The following is a 17,490-nucleotide window of genomic DNA, read 5'->3' on the forward strand; positions in this document are numbered from 1 at the left end:
AGATGTACGAGCTTGCAAAAAAAGCCCTCAGACTTGCAGAAAAGGCAGGGGCTGAAGAAGCCGAAATTTATTACGCTGCAAATCACTCAACAGGCGTGAATTTTAGAAAAGACGCCCTTGAGAATGCTAAAGACCGTTTCTCGGAAGGCATAGGAATCCGGGCTATAGTAAACGGAGCTGTTGGCTTTGCCAGCACGAATTCGGCAGCACAAATAGAAAGCGCCGTTGAAGTTGCCGTTGCCGAAGCTAGGGTCAGGGAAAGCGACCCTGACTGGGTAAGTCTTCCTTCTAACGAGAAATATCCCACAGTCTCGGGCATTTTCGATAAAAAAGTCGAGACTCTGGAACTTGAAGCCTGTATTGACTATGCCCTGGGACTTGTTGAAGGTACAAAAGAGATCCCAGGCACGCTTCCGACATCAGGAGGCTTTACCCGGGCGAAGGGCAAGCAACTTATCCTGAACACCAACGGCATAGAAATTGAAGAGGAATCGACAGCTGTTTCCGGCTTTGTGGATGTCATTACAGTAAACGGGCAGACCTCTACAGCCTATGATTTTGGAATTTCCCGTTCTCTAGATATTGATTTCTTTGCCCTTGGAAAGAACGCAGCCGAGCTTGCGCTGAGGTCCAATGGGGGAATAAAGGCCGAACCTCAAAAGACTGATGTGATTTTCCATCCATTTGCCTTCGCGGATATTATTGAGGAAGCGCTTGCTCCTTCGCTTGATGCGGATAATGTCCAGAAGGGAAGGTCAGGCTTGATAGACAAAGTAGGGGAGAAGCTGGCAGTTCCGGAACTCAGCATCTACGATGATGGGTTGATTGAAGCAGGGATTGAAACTTCTGCTTCGGATGACGAAGGTGTTCCCTCGCAGCGTACTACCTTGATTGAGAAAGGTGTGCTTGAAACTTACCTGTATGACAGTTATACCGCAGGAAAAGCAGGCTTAAAGAGTACAGGGAATGGCTCAAGGTCTTCTTACACAAACCCTCCTTCAGTAGGGCTCAGGAACTTTATTATTGATTATCCTCAGTCGGATGTTATTGCTGATACGCAATCAGGGGTTTTCGTAAATACAGTAATCGGTGCCCATACGGCGAACTCGATTTCAGGGGATTTCTCGGTAGAAGCCAGAAATGCCTTCACAATTAAAGACGGTGCTCTTGATAAGCCTATAAAATCCCTTATGATTTCGGGCAATGCCTTTGAGCTCTTGAAACAGATCACAGGGGCAGGCTTTGATGTCCGGAAAGTCGGAGGAATAATTACACCTTCTATCCGGGTTTCGGATATGAGTGTTATAGGTTAAAGGCTCTTAAAGAGCCTTCTCTTTTTTCAAGAATTGATAAGTTCACTTGATAAGTTGATTAATACTGGTCTGGGGATTTAATATAAATTATTTTACTTGAGAATCTTTTTTATTTTTTATATCCTGCTTTTGGCAGGCGTGATAAGGAGCTATACTATGAATTGCGTCACACTCTACCTTTTTCATTTGTGGTAATCCTGCTGTGACATGCATAAATGGCAACGTTTGTCTGTGGAGCTCAAATAATAGTATCTAGAAATCAAGAAACTTGACTTTGATAATTGGTTAGGACATGACCCTAATTTACAGAAGCATAAAACCCATTTATGCATTAAAATATGTGCTTCTGTCAAATTAGGTTTTAAAGTCTGCCTGCCGATACAGGTTATATGCAATTGTGACTATAGGTTCTTAATACATATTCTCCAGTAATTATATACTTCTAATTTTATATGGCAGCATACATAATAATTATCGTATTTTTTACAGGTAGACAAAATACGATCAGTAAAATACGGCTCTGTGTTGTTTCGAGTGGGAAATTGAGTGGGAGATTATTTTCCGAATTTGAACTATGTTGATCACACAGAATACTTGATTCGAAGAAACAATTTTGAATTTTTAGATTAGTTTTTAAATAAAAAGGTGAAGATAATGGAAACGAAAGCCAAGTGGACGTACATGGTTTATATGGCCGGCGATAATAGTTTATCAACGGCTGGAGATGAAGACCTTAGGGAAATGAGACAAGTCGGCTCGAGCCCTGACGTTAATGTTTTAGTTCAATTTGATAACGCGGGTAATAAAGGTACCAGACGTTTCTATATTCGACGCGGAGGAATCAATGAGAAGGTTGAAGAACTAGAGGAAACTGACTCTGGAGATCCGAATGTTCTCAAGGATTTCATAGCCTGGTCTTGTGATAATTATCCAGCCGACCGCTATGCATTGATTTTGTGGAATCATGGTGGAGGTTGGGAGCCAAGTGATTTAGATAGACTCGCTAGGTGCGAGAGAACAAAGAATTGGAATACCCGTGAAGCAAGTTATATGACTGCGTCAAAATTAAAGAAAACCTTCTTCAATACGACTGTCAGTGAAATCCTTAATCTGGATTCCTCGAATTTGAGGGCCATCTGTAGCGACGATGGATCAGGCCATTCTCTAGACACGATAGAGCTAGGTAAAGTCCTTGCTTATGCAAAAGAAAAGCTTGGACAACCATTGGATATTCTGGGTATGGATGCTTGCCTCATGAGTAACCTTGAGGTGGCCTATCAAGCAGAGCCATACGTAAAATATATTGTTTCATCTGAGGAATCCGAACCCGGAGAGGGGTGGCCGTATAGTTCTATACTTAATATACTGGATAAAAATCCGGGAATTTCAACACCAGAATTTTGTTGTGAGATGGTCAAGGCTTATACAAAAACTTACAATGAATGGGGTCAGTCTGATGTGACTCAGTCAGCTTTTGACCTCTCAAAAGTTAAGGATGCCGCAAAGAGTTTAGATTCACTGGCTGAAGCATTGATCGATAAGATGCCTGATGTAATCACAGCAATTGAAAGAGCTCAAAATAAATCGAAGAGTTTTTTTTACTATACGCTGTGGGATGCATCTAATTTCTGCAAAGTATTATCAGGTTTAACTCCGGACAGTAATGTAAATCAAACGGCACAAAATGTCGTCCAAGAATTCAAAGCTAATTCGGGAAAATTCATCATTGCAGAATCACATCTCGGAAAAGACTACGATCAATGTTGTGGGGCGTCAGTTTATTTAATTCCACGTCCTCATTGCGTTTCCAAATATTATGCAGACTTAGAGTTCGCGAAAGACTGCAAAAATTGGCCACTTATGCTTCAAAAATACCACGATTATTGATCGGGAAAAATTGAAAATTTATTTTTTATACTGAAGGCCCTGGTCGTGCATTATTAGGTGGTTGATATTTTGTCTTTGAGTGTTTTTGCTTAGTTTCATCTGTTTTCTAAGCTTACCGGTGTACAGGAAATTGAATGTGCATAAAGTAGAAAATTAAAGCGGAATGCGAATAATGAATACTCGGAAAAATATCAACCGATTATTTGTGGATCGCCAAAGATCTTTTAATGTGTTTAATATTCAGTGCATTCCAAAATCAATTTATTTTCAACCAGTAAGAGTTCCAAGGCTATTTTTCATGATTAAAAACTCAACTGGTTTCCGGAATATGGGCTTGAGAGAAGCAATTTTGAAGCTTTGGGATGAGCTCACAAGATATCATTCTTTAAACGTTTCGTATCTTAACTGAATATAAATGAAAATCTTCTAAATGAAAATCTCTTATTGTTATTATTTTTCAATTTTATTTCTCAGCTTAGCCTTTTACAACCATTACCGGTATCTTTGAATGCCTTACTACCTTTTCAGCTATACTTCCCATAAGGAACCTGTCAAGCCCGGTTCTTCCAAGTGTTCCCATAACTATAAGGTCCATACCTTCCTGTTCTGCGAATTCCAGAATTTTGTCTGCAGGATATCCCTCAAGAATTACAGATTCTACATTAATACCTGAAGCTTTTCCAGCCTCCTCAACAGAAGTAACAGCTTTTTTAGCTTCAGCCTCAAGAAATTCTCTCAATGAGCCTTCCCATCCGAAATCTCTCGGAGAATAGCCTGTCTGGACAATCACATATACGGCATAAAGCTTTGCTCCAGTGAGTTTAGCAAGCTCAACTCCTGCCTCAATTGCTTTTCCTACCTGTTTTGAGCCGTCGGTTGCAATTATTATCTTTTGGTAATTTTTACTTTCCAACTAAAATCCCCCATTATAACAACGGAAATTTTTCATATAAGATTTTTACATAGAGTTTTTACATACAATTTTCATTATATCATTTTCATTATATTATACAAACTTATATCTAAGAAATTTTCAATTGTACCTCCGGATATATTCTCATATGTAAATATCTTCTAGATTTGTCTACGCTTTCCGGAAATATATAATAATCCCTTATGGGGTATAATTGTTATATAAATTACTCTTTAGTAAACTTTTTGTTAATTATTATTAAAATTACCCGAATAGAACAAAAGAAATAAGTACTGTTTTAATATTGTTTATTTTAGTTATATGTGGACAAAAAAATCCGTAAATTTGAATATATTCCGGGTCACTCTGGCACAAAAGGGCATTAGATTTTTTATGCACCAAAATACTTATATAGCATAATCATTAGAGAGAGGATTAGTGAACGGGTAAGCTCAAAATCAAATATTATTGACAATAATTATATCCAACATATTTTAACCTCCTCCAAAACCCCCGTTCACTGTTATGGTTTTTATATTTTTTCTTAAGTATACACAAGTAATTTTTAGTTATTTTTACTCTATTTTTATTTCCTTTCATCTACTTTTTAATCATATAGACGTCTCTTATTTTTTAAAGAAATTTCTTTCATTACGATTGGGTATGCGACAATCTTAAGGCTAAGTTTGAGTTCCAAAAATAAGCAGACTTAGTGGTAATTATCATAAAGAGTAAAACCTTCCAATATAGATAGGTGATAGATATCCCCAAGAAAAGTCTGGACTCCCATCCTGAAAAATTTGATCCTTATATGCGTATCTGACATATTAAACAGCTTTTTCCCTTACCACAAGTACCGCTTTTTTTGAGTGCCTTACCACATTTTCGGCCACGCTTCCGAGCAGGAACCTTGGAATTCCAGTTTTTCCTAGTGTACCCACGACAATAAGATCAATATCATTTTTTTCTGCAAAATCGACAAGCTCATTCGCAGGGCTTCCTTCCAGAATTACAGATTCGACCTCAACATTTGCAGCTTTCCCGGATTCTTCAACGTAAGCTGTGGCCTCCCTGCCTTCATTCCTGAAGTATTCGAGAGTGATCCTTTCCCACCCTACATCCTTGGGATAGGGCATTGAAAGTCCTCCCAAAGTAATCACATACACAGCATACAGTTTTGCTCCGGTTATCTTTGCAATTTCAACTGCTGTCTCGACCGCTTTTCTGACAGATTCCGAACCGTCAGTTGCAACCATTATCTTTCTGTAAAGACTGTTAATAGTATCTGACTCCCCATTTTCTTTTAAATTTTTCATATTAATATGCAAGGTTTGTTATATATTACCATCCAGTAAGGAAGCGGTGGCGCAGATAGATCCAATTGCTTGTAGCATGCGCCAGCGCAATTCTGTTTATCTTGCAATTTCCAAAGCAGTCTAATTATGCTTTTTCTTCAAATCTCGTTAACTTCAAAGAGAATAAGAGCATGTGTTGGGCAAGCCTCGACACAAGCAGGTAAATCCCTGCTCTCGCAGAGATCACATTTTATCCCCACTTCAGCTTGCCTGCTAATTACCCCACGATTGTGATTCATGGAACTTGTCCAGCAACCCATAACAAGAATCAATTGATATAGAGAACTGAAGCGGGAACATACCGTAGAACATCTCCAGCAATCTACGCAACGGTCCGGGTTATGAATTACAGTGCTAGTAGTTTCGTCCTGGTAGAGAGCTTTTGTAGGACAAACCGAAACACAGGGCGCATCTTTACAGTGACGACAGGTGATCGGAAGAGAAACTCCAAGGTCAGGGACATGCTCCAGGTAGATGCGTTTTTTTGGAGCTGGTTTTTCCCCTATAGCTGAAAAAAGGCTCTTACTCTCGGAATGTGCAACAGCACATGCAATCTCACATGAGCGGCAGCCCAGGCAGCGTTCAGGCCGAATCATTACGTCCTTCATTGTAAACCATCTCTTAGTCCAGGCCTAATGCCTTTCTTTTTCCATCAATATGCTCAAGAATCAGATCTGCAGCTTTAAAGGGATCAGGCTCAACTGCAAAGCTTGCTCCGACCACGCCGTTCAAGCCCCCTGTCAGTAGGGACGTAACAGCCTGACTTCCAAGAACAGCCGGAATAGTACCGAGCACGGTAAATACGCCTGATGAAACCACATAAGCTCCGATACTGACTGCCTTTTCGCTCATCCATTCAGGGGCTGCTCCTGCTGCTGGAAGATCGCTTATATCCACACCCAGACGATTTGCAATCACGGATGAGAGCACAAGAATACGGCTGATATCAACACAGGAACCCATATGCAGGACAGGGGGTATGCCCAGAACCTTACAGACGGCTTTTAGCCCATCTCCCGCAAGTTCGGAAGCTTCTGGCAAAAGCAGCCCTGCTTCGGCACAGGCAATTGCATTACAACCGGTTGTGACCACAAGCACATTGTTTTTAATCAGTTCTTTAACGAGGTTGACATGCCCGTAATTGTGAGCTACTTTTACATTATTACAGCCGACAACAGCCCCGATTCCCCGAACTGCACCGCCTTTTATGGCTTCAATGAGAGGATCAGGGCTTCCTCCGAGGGCATTGAGGATAGCCTCGGCACTGAAACCGATCATACACTCCTGCTTTTCATCAGGTATGGTAACTTTTTCCGGAACTCTGTTAGGGAAATTTTCAACGGCGGCCCTTACGATCTCTTTTGCGGTTTCATAAGCTCTGTCCTCATGGAATTCCATTCTTACGGTATTAGGAAAATCAGCTTTTGGGGATGTAGATATGAACTTTGTGTGGTAACAGCCTGTAAGTTCTCCAAGCGAGGGCATGACACACTGGACATCCACAACCATAGCTTCCACAGCACCTGTAATCACTGCTAGTTCCTGTTGAAGGAAGGTTCCTGCTATAGGAGTCCCATGCCGCATCAGGGTCTCGTTACCAGTACAGCAGATCCCGGCAACGTTGATGCCTGCTGCACCCTTTTCCTCTGCAAGTTTAAGGAGCTCGGGATCTTCTGCAGCTTCCACGATCATTTCAGAGAGAATAGGTTCGTGCCCGTGAACGATTACATTTACTTTGTCCTTAGACAGTACCCCAAGATTAACAGTACTTCTTCTAGGCTGCGGGGTTCCGAAAAGTATATCCTGGACATCGGTGGCGATCATCGAACCTCCCCAGCCGTCGGAAAGTCCTGTGCGCAGTCCTTGCAGCAGAATATGAACCGCATTATTATCCACACCCATATGAGTCCTGTGCATGCATTCCACGATTTCCCTGTCAATTCCCCTGGGCTCTATTCCAAGCTCGGCCCAGAGTTTGAACCTTGATTCGGGAGCTCTTCTGGTACACAGGAGGTGACCATTCTGTTTCCCAAATTCCTGAAGAAGTGTGTCTGCGAGTCTGGATGCAATTTCTTCCAAACTTCTCCCTTCCGAGGAAATTCCATACTCCGAGGCGAGAGATAGCAGTTTTGCTTCGTCTTTTATCTTGTAACTTCCTGCCTCTCCCTCACTCATTTTCTTAAAGGTCAGTACAGCATCTCTTGCATGGTCGGAATGAGCCGCTGCGCCTGCGGCAATCGTTCTAAGGAGATTTCTTGCAACTATGACATCTGCAGTAGCGCCGCAAATTCCCCTTTCAGCTCCTTCCCCAAATGGATCTATCCTGCAGGGGCCCATATTGCAATTCCGACAACAGACTCCTAGCTGCCCAAAACTGCACTGAGGCAATTGCTTTTCATACCTGTCCCAGGCAGTTTCAATGCCTTCTTCTTCGGCTTTCTGTAGCATTTTCTGGCTTGCAAGGTCAATAGTTCTCTCACATATTTCCAGCTTCATTTAACATCCCACAATTTTTTATTCCTTTTGGAACTATCCAAAATTTAGGTTCAAGCTTCCCGGATTCAAGCTCCCTGATGAAGAATGAATCCTGAAATCCATGACCTGAATTAGTCTAACCTGACTGATTCTTTAATTCTTGATTTCCAGCCCAATCTATCTCAAACTGGAGAATCTGGAAAAAAACACTTTAGAAGTATCAAATGTTATTGTTTTATAAACTTTCTTAAAAATGTCGCGATTAAATTAAGATTAATTAAGATTAAATTAAGATACAACGAATAACATTCAATAAGACAGATAAGATTCAAATCATAAGTGTCAAATCATAAGTGCCTGTAAACATATAGATTACCTTAAAATAGGAGGATGAATTGAATACGGTTAAATAATGGGATAAAGTTTACATCCGCATGGTGGAAAAGTGAAGATTAGAAACAACTATCTATCTTTACTATAATGAAACTCTGTCTCATCATATCGGAAAAGCGGTTTTAACGGTGAATTTTGGTGAAAAAAGATCTTATGGATATTCTGGCCTGCCCTGTATGTAAGGGCGACCTAATTTTGAACGTTGTCGAAGAAAACGATGAAGAGGTCATATCTGGAACTCTCTACTGCCCTGTATGCAAAGAGCATTATCCTATCGATGAGGGAATCCCAAACTTGCTTCCTCCTGACCTCAGAAACTGACGTGAGGGTAAAACTTGCAGCAGATATTCCAGAATGTTATTATCAACCGACAGGAGATAAACTCAATTGAGTTTGAAAAGGAAAGCGTTGAGATTTCTCTTTCTCCCGGCGAAGAAGAAACTTTTGAAATCCTGATAACAAACTACGGGTCTCCAACTCATATACATTTCTCAGTAAGTGAGGAATTAAAAGGCCAGATAACTTTCCTGAGAGATAATCCATATGTGCTTCAAAAAGAGTATGTTTCCGTAGTTGTAAGAATTCCGCAAGAAGGCAGGGTGCTTACTGAAGGGCAGATCTATATTACAGCGGGTTATGGTTCAAGAAAGAAAGGTTTTCCAGTCCAGCTTGGAAAAATTGATCCAAAGCCACAGGAGCACTCAGAAGATGAGTCCTATACAGGGAATGAAAATGAAGAATTGAGTTCTCAAAGGCCCTCATTCGCACTACCTATAAAGAGGAGTTTTCACCCAAAATCAGGAAAAGGGCAAGGTTGGCTTTCATCTTCTATCCGTAGAAACTTTACAGTAAGCTCTTCAGATTTCACAGGAAGAAAAACCCACAGTAACGTAAGTGGGAACGAAAAACGTTCTCTGAATATAGCTTTTGGAGGGCTTTTACTACTTATATGCTTATTCTTCCTCTACTTTATGCTACCATCAGGCCTGCAGTTTAAAGTCAGTTTTGCTCAGTCGCTTTTGTTTTCAATACTTTTCGTGACCTGTATGATATACACCTTGCTAAAAATTGCAGAAGAAAATTAAATTCTTTATGATAACAATAATTTTGAACCCAGAATTTACATTCTTTTTGAACCTGACATTTACTCAATTCACCTCAGGTTCATAAGTGAGGATCCTTTTAGATTCATAATATAGAAAAGCACGGAAAATCCATTTCAAATGTTAAAATTGTGGAAGCGTTGAAAAAGGGAAAATTAAACTTTTCTCGACTTTTTCTTCCTCATTCCGAGCTTTTCCGGCTGCCGGTACTTTATGTCAGTAATTATAAATTTGTCATTTTTTACTCCGGTCTGTTCTTATACTTTCATTTTTTATTTGAGCCTGTTCACGTTTAGAAGTTGGGAGGAATTTTTATACCATAAGGATATTGGTATTGTGTTCTTATAAGAGGATAAATTACAGACTTCTTACTCGTTATAATTTGATTATTTCCTGTCTACCACATATTATACATTTAGTAGTCTGAAACCGCTATTAGGAAAACTATTGAGGAAGCTTATCCATGAAGTATATCGTAGTTACCGGTGGGGTGATGAGCGGTCTTGGAAAAGGCATTACCATCGCATCCATTGGCAGAAACCTTAAAAACAAAGGTTATAAAGTTACGGCTATCAAGATTGACCCTTACATCAATATAGATGCAGGCACCATGAGTCCCTACCAACATGGGGAAGTCTTTGTGCTTAAGGATGGAGGGGAAGTTGACCTGGATCTTGGAAATTATGAGCGGTTCCTTGATACAGAACTTACAAGAGACCATAACCTTACTACAGGCAAGATTTACCTGGAAGTAATTTCCAAAGAAAGGAGAGGGGACTATCTCGGAAAAACTGTTCAGATCATTCCCCATGTCACAAATGAGATCAAAAACAGGATCCGAAAGGTCGCAGCCAGGAGTGGGGCTGATGTCTGTCTTATTGAGATAGGAGGGACTGTTGGAGACATTGAGAGCATGCCTTTCCTTGAGGCTGTACGCCAGATGCACAGGGAAGAACCTTCAGAAAATATTGTATTTATTCATGTGACCCTGGCTATGGAAGACCTTCAGGGTGAGCAAAAAACCAAGCCTTCCCAACATTCCGTAAAGGAACTTCGGGCCCTTGGTCTCAGCCCTGAAGTAATCGTTGTAAGGTCAAAGTCTCCTCTTCAGGAAAGTGCCAAAGAGAAAATCGCCCTCTTTTGTGACGTTCCTCAGGAACTGGTTATCAGCGCTCATGATGCCGATGATATTTATGAAGTGCCTCTTGAGATAGAAGAGCAGGGATTAACCACCCAGCTAATGAAACATCTGCAACTGGACTCCAGTGTCGAAAATGGTGCGTGGAAAGAAATGGTCGCAAAGATGAAGTCCACAACCAATACGGTCAAACTGGCAATCGTCGGAAAATATACTAATCTTGAAGACTCATACCTCAGCATCCTTGAAGCTGTCAAACACGGAGGAATTAATAACGGATGCAGGGTTGAAGTCAATATGGTTGAAGCTGAAACTCTGGAAGAAAATCCAACCGAGATTGAGAAGCTAATACAGTATGATGGAATTCTGATCCCAGGCGGCTTTGGCGAACGCGGCACAGAAGGCAAAATAATGGCAATTAAATTCGCCAGGGAAAACGATATTCCATTCCTCGGTATCTGCTTGGGCATGCAGCTAGCGGTCATTGAATTTGCTAGAAATGTAGCTAAACTTGAAAAGGCAAACAGTACGGAATTTGACGAAGATACTCCTTACCCTGTAATTGATCTCCTGCCTGAACAAACTGGTGTTTCAGACATGGGTGGAACTATGCGCCTTGGGGACTATGAGGCTATCCTTAAAGAAGGATCTGTTGCCGCAAAAATCTATGGAACCAATTACATAATCGAGCGTCACCGCCACAGATATGAGGTTAATCCTGAGTTTATTGACAGGCTTGAGTCTTTTGGCATTCTCTTTTCCGGCAAAAACAAAAACAGAATGGAGATTGCCGAGATTCCTGGAAAGCGCTTCTTCTTTGGTTCTCAGTTCCATCCCGAGTTCAAGTCAAGACCTGGAAGGCCATCTCCACCATTTAACGGTCTTGTTGCGGCAATGTGCAAGTACAGTAAAGGAAGAGAAGGACGATAAAACAGTTAAAAGCCATTTGAGGGAATCTATCTTTTTTAATTCCCTTCATTACAATTATTTTAATCCTGTGTTGAATAAACTTCAATCTTTAACCAAACCTGACACCCGGTCAAAAAGATTTATTTGGCGGGAAACTGATAAATACATTTACAACTGAAAGTTGATAGTGCGAGATCTGTTAAGGCATCTCACATCACTAATGCTGTAAAGCTCTCGCAATTTCACCGATATTTATGAAGGTACGTATTATGGCAATGTCTAAAAAAGATTTGGAGAAGAAGAAAAGCGCTAAGAGAGAAAAGCTAGAGGAGCTAGAAAAAATGGCTTCTGCAGGCAGCAAGGACGCTAAGAAGAAACTTGCAAAGGAAAAGAAGAAAAAATAATTCCTAATAAGTTTTTCTTTTCTATATAGCGTGTGAGAAGATCCGGGGACTATTCACCCCGATCAACACCAATTTTTAAGTGATAACTGCAAAGCAGTATTATCAAATATAGAATCTCTTCTTTTCTCATCTTGAACCCTTTACTTTTCTATCCAAAGATTTCTTGGTTTATCTTTCCTCTTCCCTGATTTTTATCGTCTTTTTGTGACTTTATTCTCTGCAAAAGACACGTTGCTTAAGCATATTCTCTTTTAAACATGAAAATTATCCAAAAATAATAAGCCTCAGGTAAAAATTAAAACCTGAAGGGAAACCGAGGCGTAATCTCCGTCTGTAATTTAAGATTTAAACTTAATAAAATAAGTATAATTAAATAGAGTCAATAATTACATAAGCCCATTACTTAAGCACATTGAGCTCTTATTTAGGCTCAATATATAGTTCAATTAATTAAGTCCATTTTCAAGTAGATGTTAGCCATACCTAATTAAAAGCAGGTTAAAACAGCGAGCACAGGTTATTGGTATGTTCTGCGGGGCAAATTATGAAGAGAAGTAAAGAGTCCAGTAATATCAGAAAGTTGAGTTCTCTCAAGAAAAAGACAAAATTGACATAAAGAGTTGATACCACGATTGAGCTGATAATTAAAGCATTCTGGCTGATGCTTCCAGCATACCTTCCCAACCCATTTGCAGCTGTTTTTGGCGGCGGAAAACCAATTGACGGAGGCAGGACTTTAAGGGATGGAAGAAGGATTATAGGAGATGGAAAAACCTATAGAGGGCTTTTTTCAGGTATTTTTTTTGGAGTGCTTGCAGGTGGCATCCAGATCTGGCTGAATTCAAAGGGCTTTGAGATTCTGGGAATCGAGATGCCAGCTTTCGGCCCGAACTATACTGAGGCTTTCAAAGTTGTCCTTGCTCTGGCCTGTGGTTCGCTTTTTGGAGACATGTTCAAAAGCTTCTTCAAGCGCAGGATGGGAATGAAAAGGGGAGCTCCTCTTCCACTTGTAGACCAGCTGGACTTCGTAATTGGAGCCTGGGTCTTCGCATACCTTACAGCCCCAGAATGGTTCGTGAGCAATTTTACGCCCTCGATAATGATAATTATCCTAATCACGACGCCTCTTATGCATCTTACAACGAATATAATAGGATACCTCACAGGTATAAAAAAAGAACCTTGGTAAGCTTATTAGCTTTAACCGGGTTCTTAACAAGAACTTTTCAAAAAATTAATCAAAAATATGAAGGTTTAATCCATTTACTCGGTACATTTAATAGAAAATAGCTAATAAGGCTGCAAACAGGTAAGACCATGAACGAATCGGAAATAGATACGGAATTAGAAGCACAAAAACAGGAACTGATCGCAGCCCTCAAAGCCTGCGGAGCCATCCGCTACGGAGATTTCACACTTGCCTCGGGAAAGAAAAGCAAGTATTATATAGACATAAAAAAGGCCAGTACTGACCCTAAAACTCTGAAACTTATAGCACGGCAGGCAGCATCCAGGATAAAACAGATGGATGTAAACATAATAGCAGGAGTGGAACTTGGAGGTGTGCCGCTGGCAACTGCAGTTTCTATGGAAACCGAACTTCCCCTACTTATAGTCCGGAAAGCTGTAAAGGACTACGGTACAAAGAGCAGATTTGTAGGAGACATTAAACCTGAAGACAGGCTTGTAATGCTCGAAGACGTAACGACAAGCGGCGGCTCGGTCAAGAACGCAATTGAGGTTGTCAGGGAAACCGGGGCAAATGTCAAATACGTCATCAGTGTCGTGGATAGAGAAGAAGGAGCAATAGAAAACTTAAAAGAGACAGGTACGGAACTTGTGCCTCTTGTGAGTGCAAGCGATCTTTTAAAGTAAGGAAGGTGCAAGAGCATTTTCCTTTACTAAATTTTTAGATTTTACTTTCAAACCCATTTGTCGCTGCAGGAAGGCACTCAAGAACGTTAGCAAAACTGGAGTGATATAGGTTCAAGACGACTACGTCAATAATTTCTTCACGAGACGCACCCTTGTTCTTTGCCATTACTATGCAGCTGTACTCTCCGTGGATTTCAACTATCAGTTTGAATGGCTATGACCAATTACTTTGTTTTAGCATCAAGAAAGGTTTTCTAGGCTTCGATAAGCTCATTAAAACGTGCCGCTAGCTACTTCTGGATACTCTCGCTACTTCTGGACACTCTCTTTGGAAGATTTCATATATGGATTTTGGTTCGTGATTTCATTTTTTGAACGAGCCTAACCATTTCAATCTAATAAGTTTCGATTATTGGAGACGTTGGAGTAAAATTTTAAAAAATATTCTTAAAAAGAGAGATTTTTAGTTAAGTTTGAAGCCTGACAACAAGAAGATATTTATTATAAGAAATAGAGAACTAGGAAGTCCTTCAGTATGTTTCTGATTAAAGAGTATTGTCAATATTGTCAATAAAAACAGATAGCTGTCCAAAGCAGCATTGAAAGGTTTTAAGGACTGGAAATCCATTACCTTTTCTTATCCATCTTACTTCATCTTATTTCAGTACATAAAAAAACCCATACTAATACTTGAATATAAAATTAACCTTTTTAAAGTCAGGAGAATAAAAATGAGAATTTTGCTTATTGGCGGAGGCGGAAGGGAACATGCAATCGCCAAAGGTATCAAGAAAAGCGAGCATAATCCCTCTCTTTATGCGTTAATGGCGAAAAAAAACCCCGGAATAGCCGCCCTCTGTGAGGATTTTCTCCTTGAGAAGGAAACCGAAGTTGAAAAAGTCGTTGAGTATGCAAAAGCCAGAAAGATCGAAATGGCTTTTGTAGGGCCTGAAGCCCCTCTTGCAGCAGGAGTTGCAGATGCTCTCTGGGATGCCGGAATTCCGGTTGTAGGGCCTAAAAAAGCCTGTGCAATAATAGAATTTGACAAGGCTTGGGCAAGAAATTTCATGAAAAAATACGGAATCGAAGGCTGCCCTGCTTATGAGGTTTTTACAGAGAAAAAGCCTGCACACGCTTTTATAGAAAAACTGGGAGATGTAGCAGTCAAACCCTCAGGCCTGACAGGGGGTAAAGGCGTAAAAGTTATGGGAGACCAGCTTCCTGACCTCGAGGCTGCCAAAGCTTACACAAACGAACTTCTTGAGAAAGGAGCTGTGGTCATCGAGGAACGCTTTATAGGAGAGGAGTTTACGCTTCAGGCCTTTGTGGACGGAAAAAGCCTTGTTTTCTTCCCTGCCGTGCAGGACCACAAAAGAGCTTATGAAGGAGATGTCGGACCCAATACAGGCGGAATGGGTTCATATACCGATGCAGGGGAAATCCTGCCTTTTATGCTCCCTGAAGATATTGAGAAGGCAAAGAAGATTATGCAGGATACTGTAAAGGCCCTCTCTGAGGAAACCGGAACAGGATATCAAGGCATTCTCTATGGACAGTTCATCCTTACAGCCAGCGGCCCCAAAGTTGTTGAATTCAATGCGCGATTCGGCGATCCCGAAGCCATGAACGTGATCCCTCTAATTGAAACCGACTTTGTAGAAATCATGTCTGCGGTGGTAAAAGGAACACTTGAGAATTTGCCTGTAAGCTTCAGTAAGAAAGCAACTGTATGTAAATACGCAGTTCCTGCAGGCTATCCTGATAATCCTGAAAAAGACAGCGAAGTAATTGTCGGAGATATAGGAGAGGCTTCCATTTATTATGCCAGCGTCTATGAAAAAGAAGGAAAAGTTTACACAACCGGCTCCCGCGCCATTGCAGTTATCGGAGTCGCTGATACTATAGCCGCAGCCGAAAAAATTGCTCAGAATGCCCTTGAAAATCTCCACGGTAAGTTGTTTTTCCGAAAAGATATTGGAACTGCTGCCCTTATCCAGAAGAGAATTGATCATATGAAAGAGCTTAGAGGTTAACTGCACTGAAAAAAATAAGACAAATTGACGAAAAATAGTGAGGCTGACTGCCTGAAATATACCGTAAAAGTACGGCGTGAAAATAAGTACTATGCGGTAGTATAAAGTTTAAGTTCAACCAGAATGAGGTAAATTCAGCTAAAGTCGAGAAATTCAGCTAGAATAGAGTAAATTCAGCTTGAATGAAGTAAGTTTAGCTAGAGTAAAGTCGGGGTTGAAGTGATGAAGAAGGATGTACTTTCGATAACTGACCTGTCCAGAGAAGAGATTTATGAACTCCTCGAATCGGCCTTAGATCTGAAAAAAAAACGTAAGGCTGGAGAACCTACAGAGTTCCTGAAGAATAAAAGCCTCGGGATGATTTTCGAGAAAGCTTCCACAAGAACCAGAGTCTCCTTTGAGGTTGCAATGACTGATTTTGGAGGACACGCCCTTTACCTGAATTCCAGAGATATTCAGGTAGGAAGAGGCGAGACTATTGAGGATACTGCCAGAATCCTCTCAGGCTACCTTCACGGGATCATGGCCAGAGTTATGAGCCACGAGACAGTAAAGAAACTAGCCGAGTATTCAACTATACCCGTAATTAACGCGCTTTCGGACCGGGAACACCCCTGTCAGATCCTTGGCGACTTCATGACCATAATGGAATATAAGAAAAAATTCGAAGGCCTGAAGTTCGCTTGGGTAGGAGATGGAAACAATGTCTGCAACTCAGCCCTGCTCGGCTCGGCTATTATGGGAATGGAATTTGTCGTTGCATGCCCGAAAGGATACGAGCCAAAAGCCGAATTCCTTGAAAAGGCAAAAGCCATAGGAGGCAAGTTTACAATTACGGATGATCCGAAAGCTGCTGCAAAGGATGCTGATATCATTTATACGGACGTCTGGGTCTCCATGGGCGACGAAGCCGAACAGGAGAAACGTTTGAAGGAATTTGCCACTTTTCAGGTCAATACTGAACTCCTGGAAGTCGCAAAACCTGATGTAATAGTTATGCACTGCCTGCCAGCCCGTCGAGGCCTTGAGATTACGGATGAAGTTATGGACGGTCCGAATTCCGTAATTTTTGATGAGGCTGAAAACCGTCTGCATGCTCAAAAAGCACTTATCTTGAAATTGATGAGATGAAAATTTCATCAATTTTAACTTACTTTATGTTGCTATAAAAATATTCATGGATTTTTCGGCTTCTGCGGTTTTAAGTCTGTTAAAATCTACTTAAAACAGCTTTCAAGAAAGGAAATTATTAAAATAGTTAAGACAAATTTCGCCCTCTGAGCAGGCTTTCAAGGAAAAAGTATAAGAACAAAGAGAACTACTATTGCTCCTGCGACATAAGCTACATCATGCGAGAGTTGCCCAGCCAGGTCAAAGGCGCCAGGTTCAGAGCCTGGTCTTGTAGGAGTTCGTGCGTTCGAATCGCACCTCTCGCATCAAACTTTTTTAATCAATTAATTTTCTTTTAATTGCGTTTTTACTCAGCTATTCTACAATCTATTTGCTTTTTATGGAGTTTGCGACAGACAACCAAACAATAAGCGATAGATTCAGAGTAAGAAATGAAGAGTATATTATTAAGAATCCTCCACAATGTGAGAAGGTGCTGAGCCATGGCATAGGTGTCGGACTAAATGGTAGCGCGAGAAAAAAAGAACAAAAAGTGAAGAAAAAATCAAATTGCGTGCGGCC

At 40.8% G+C, this 17,490-nt stretch carries 16 protein-coding genes and 1 tRNA gene; 12 read left to right on the top strand and 5 right to left on the bottom strand.

The annotated features are described in order from the left end of the window. Nucleotides 1-2 precede the first annotated feature (2 nt). Nucleotides 3-1,313, top strand: a complete 1,311-nt coding sequence (locus BP861_RS09385; RefSeq protein WP_292374668.1) for a TldD/PmbA family protein — start codon at nt 3-5, stop codon at nt 1,311-1,313. Nucleotides 1,314-1,967: 654 nt separating this feature from the next. Beyond that, nucleotides 1,968-3,200 (top strand): clostripain-related cysteine peptidase, encoded by a 1,233-nt coding sequence (locus BP861_RS09390; RefSeq protein ID WP_292374670.1) that lies wholly within the window; start codon nt 1,968-1,970, stop codon nt 3,198-3,200. Between the two features lie 475 nt (nt 3,201-3,675). Here the strand turns inward: BP861_RS09390 and BP861_RS09395 are convergent, their stop codons facing one another. The 4 genes from BP861_RS09395 to cooS all read right to left on the bottom strand — a co-directional run bounded on the left by BP861_RS09395 (nt 3,676) and on the right by cooS (nt 7,964). Further along, entirely contained in the window at nt 3,676-4,113 is a 438-nt protein-coding gene (locus tag BP861_RS09395) for a universal stress protein (RefSeq protein ID WP_292374672.1), read from the bottom strand. A gap of 827 nt (nt 4,114-4,940) precedes the next feature. Beyond that, the gene (locus BP861_RS09400) at nt 4,941-5,429 is read right to left on the bottom strand and encodes a universal stress protein (RefSeq protein ID WP_292374673.1); all 489 of its coding nucleotides are present in this window, start codon (nt 5,427-5,429) and stop codon (nt 4,941-4,943) included. A gap of 137 nt (nt 5,430-5,566) precedes the next feature. After that, nucleotides 5,567-6,076 (bottom strand): 4Fe-4S dicluster domain-containing protein, encoded by a 510-nt coding sequence (locus tag BP861_RS09405; protein ID WP_292374675.1) that lies wholly within the window; start codon nt 6,074-6,076, stop codon nt 5,567-5,569. Between the two features lie 13 nt (nt 6,077-6,089). Further along, nucleotides 6,090-7,964 (bottom strand): anaerobic carbon-monoxide dehydrogenase catalytic subunit, encoded by a 1,875-nt coding sequence (gene cooS, locus BP861_RS09410; protein WP_292374677.1) that lies wholly within the window; start codon nt 7,962-7,964, stop codon nt 6,090-6,092. A gap of 510 nt (nt 7,965-8,474) precedes the next feature. Here cooS and BP861_RS09415 point away from each other — a divergent pair. The 6 genes from BP861_RS09415 to pyrE all read left to right on the top strand — a co-directional run bounded on the left by BP861_RS09415 (nt 8,475) and on the right by pyrE (nt 13,765). Then, the gene (locus BP861_RS09415) at nt 8,475-8,657 is read left to right on the top strand and encodes a methytransferase partner Trm112 (protein ID WP_292374679.1); all 183 of its coding nucleotides are present in this window, start codon (nt 8,475-8,477) and stop codon (nt 8,655-8,657) included. 14 nt (nt 8,658-8,671) lie between these two features. Continuing rightward, complete coding sequence (locus BP861_RS09420) at nt 8,672-9,421, top strand: DUF7524 family protein (protein WP_292374681.1); 750 nt, start codon at nt 8,672-8,674, stop codon at nt 9,419-9,421. A gap of 481 nt (nt 9,422-9,902) precedes the next feature. Next, complete coding sequence (gene pyrG / locus BP861_RS09425) at nt 9,903-11,507, top strand: glutamine hydrolyzing CTP synthase (protein ID WP_292374682.1); 1,605 nt, start codon at nt 9,903-9,905, stop codon at nt 11,505-11,507. A 248-nt stretch (nt 11,508-11,755) separates the two neighbouring features. Next, nucleotides 11,756-11,890: a hypothetical protein gene (locus BP861_RS09430; RefSeq protein ID WP_292374683.1), complete on the top strand. Its 135-nt coding sequence runs from the start codon at nt 11,756-11,758 to the stop codon at nt 11,888-11,890. Between the two features lie 640 nt (nt 11,891-12,530). Next, a complete protein-coding gene (locus BP861_RS09435; protein WP_292374709.1) occupies nt 12,531-13,079 on the top strand; it encodes a CDP-2,3-bis-(O-geranylgeranyl)-sn-glycerol synthase in 549 nt (182 codons plus the stop codon). A 128-nt stretch (nt 13,080-13,207) separates the two neighbouring features. Continuing rightward, complete coding sequence (pyrE, locus tag BP861_RS09440; RefSeq protein WP_292374684.1) at nt 13,208-13,765, top strand: orotate phosphoribosyltransferase; 558 nt, start codon at nt 13,208-13,210, stop codon at nt 13,763-13,765. Between the two features lie 34 nt (nt 13,766-13,799). Here pyrE and BP861_RS09445 read toward each other — a convergent pair whose 3' ends face one another. Continuing rightward, nucleotides 13,800-13,931 (bottom strand): hypothetical protein, encoded by a 132-nt coding sequence (locus BP861_RS09445; RefSeq protein ID WP_292374686.1) that lies wholly within the window; start codon nt 13,929-13,931, stop codon nt 13,800-13,802. 565 nt (nt 13,932-14,496) lie between these two features. Between BP861_RS09445 and purD the strand changes: the two genes are divergently transcribed. The 4 genes from purD to BP861_RS09465 all read left to right on the top strand — a co-directional run. Next, nucleotides 14,497-15,798, top strand: coding sequence for a phosphoribosylamine--glycine ligase (gene purD / locus BP861_RS09450; protein ID WP_292374688.1), 1,302 nt, complete (start codon nt 14,497-14,499; stop codon nt 15,796-15,798). Nucleotides 15,799-16,020: 222 nt separating this feature from the next. Further along, nucleotides 16,021-16,929 carry an ornithine carbamoyltransferase gene (argF, locus tag BP861_RS09455; RefSeq protein WP_292374690.1) on the top strand — a complete coding sequence of 303 codons (909 nt, stop codon included), beginning with the start codon at nt 16,021-16,023 and terminating at the stop codon, nt 16,927-16,929. A gap of 220 nt (nt 16,930-17,149) precedes the next feature. Further along, a tRNA-Leu gene (locus BP861_RS09460) sits at nt 17,150-17,234 on the top strand. Between the two features lie 74 nt (nt 17,235-17,308). Then, nucleotides 17,309-17,490: hypothetical protein (locus BP861_RS09465; protein ID WP_292374692.1), on the top strand; the 182-nt coding region annotated here is incomplete at its 3' end.

Source organism: Methanosarcina sp. UBA411 (genome assembly GCF_002495725.1).
Lineage (GTDB): Archaea > Halobacteriota > Methanosarcinia > Methanosarcinales > Methanosarcinaceae > Methanosarcina.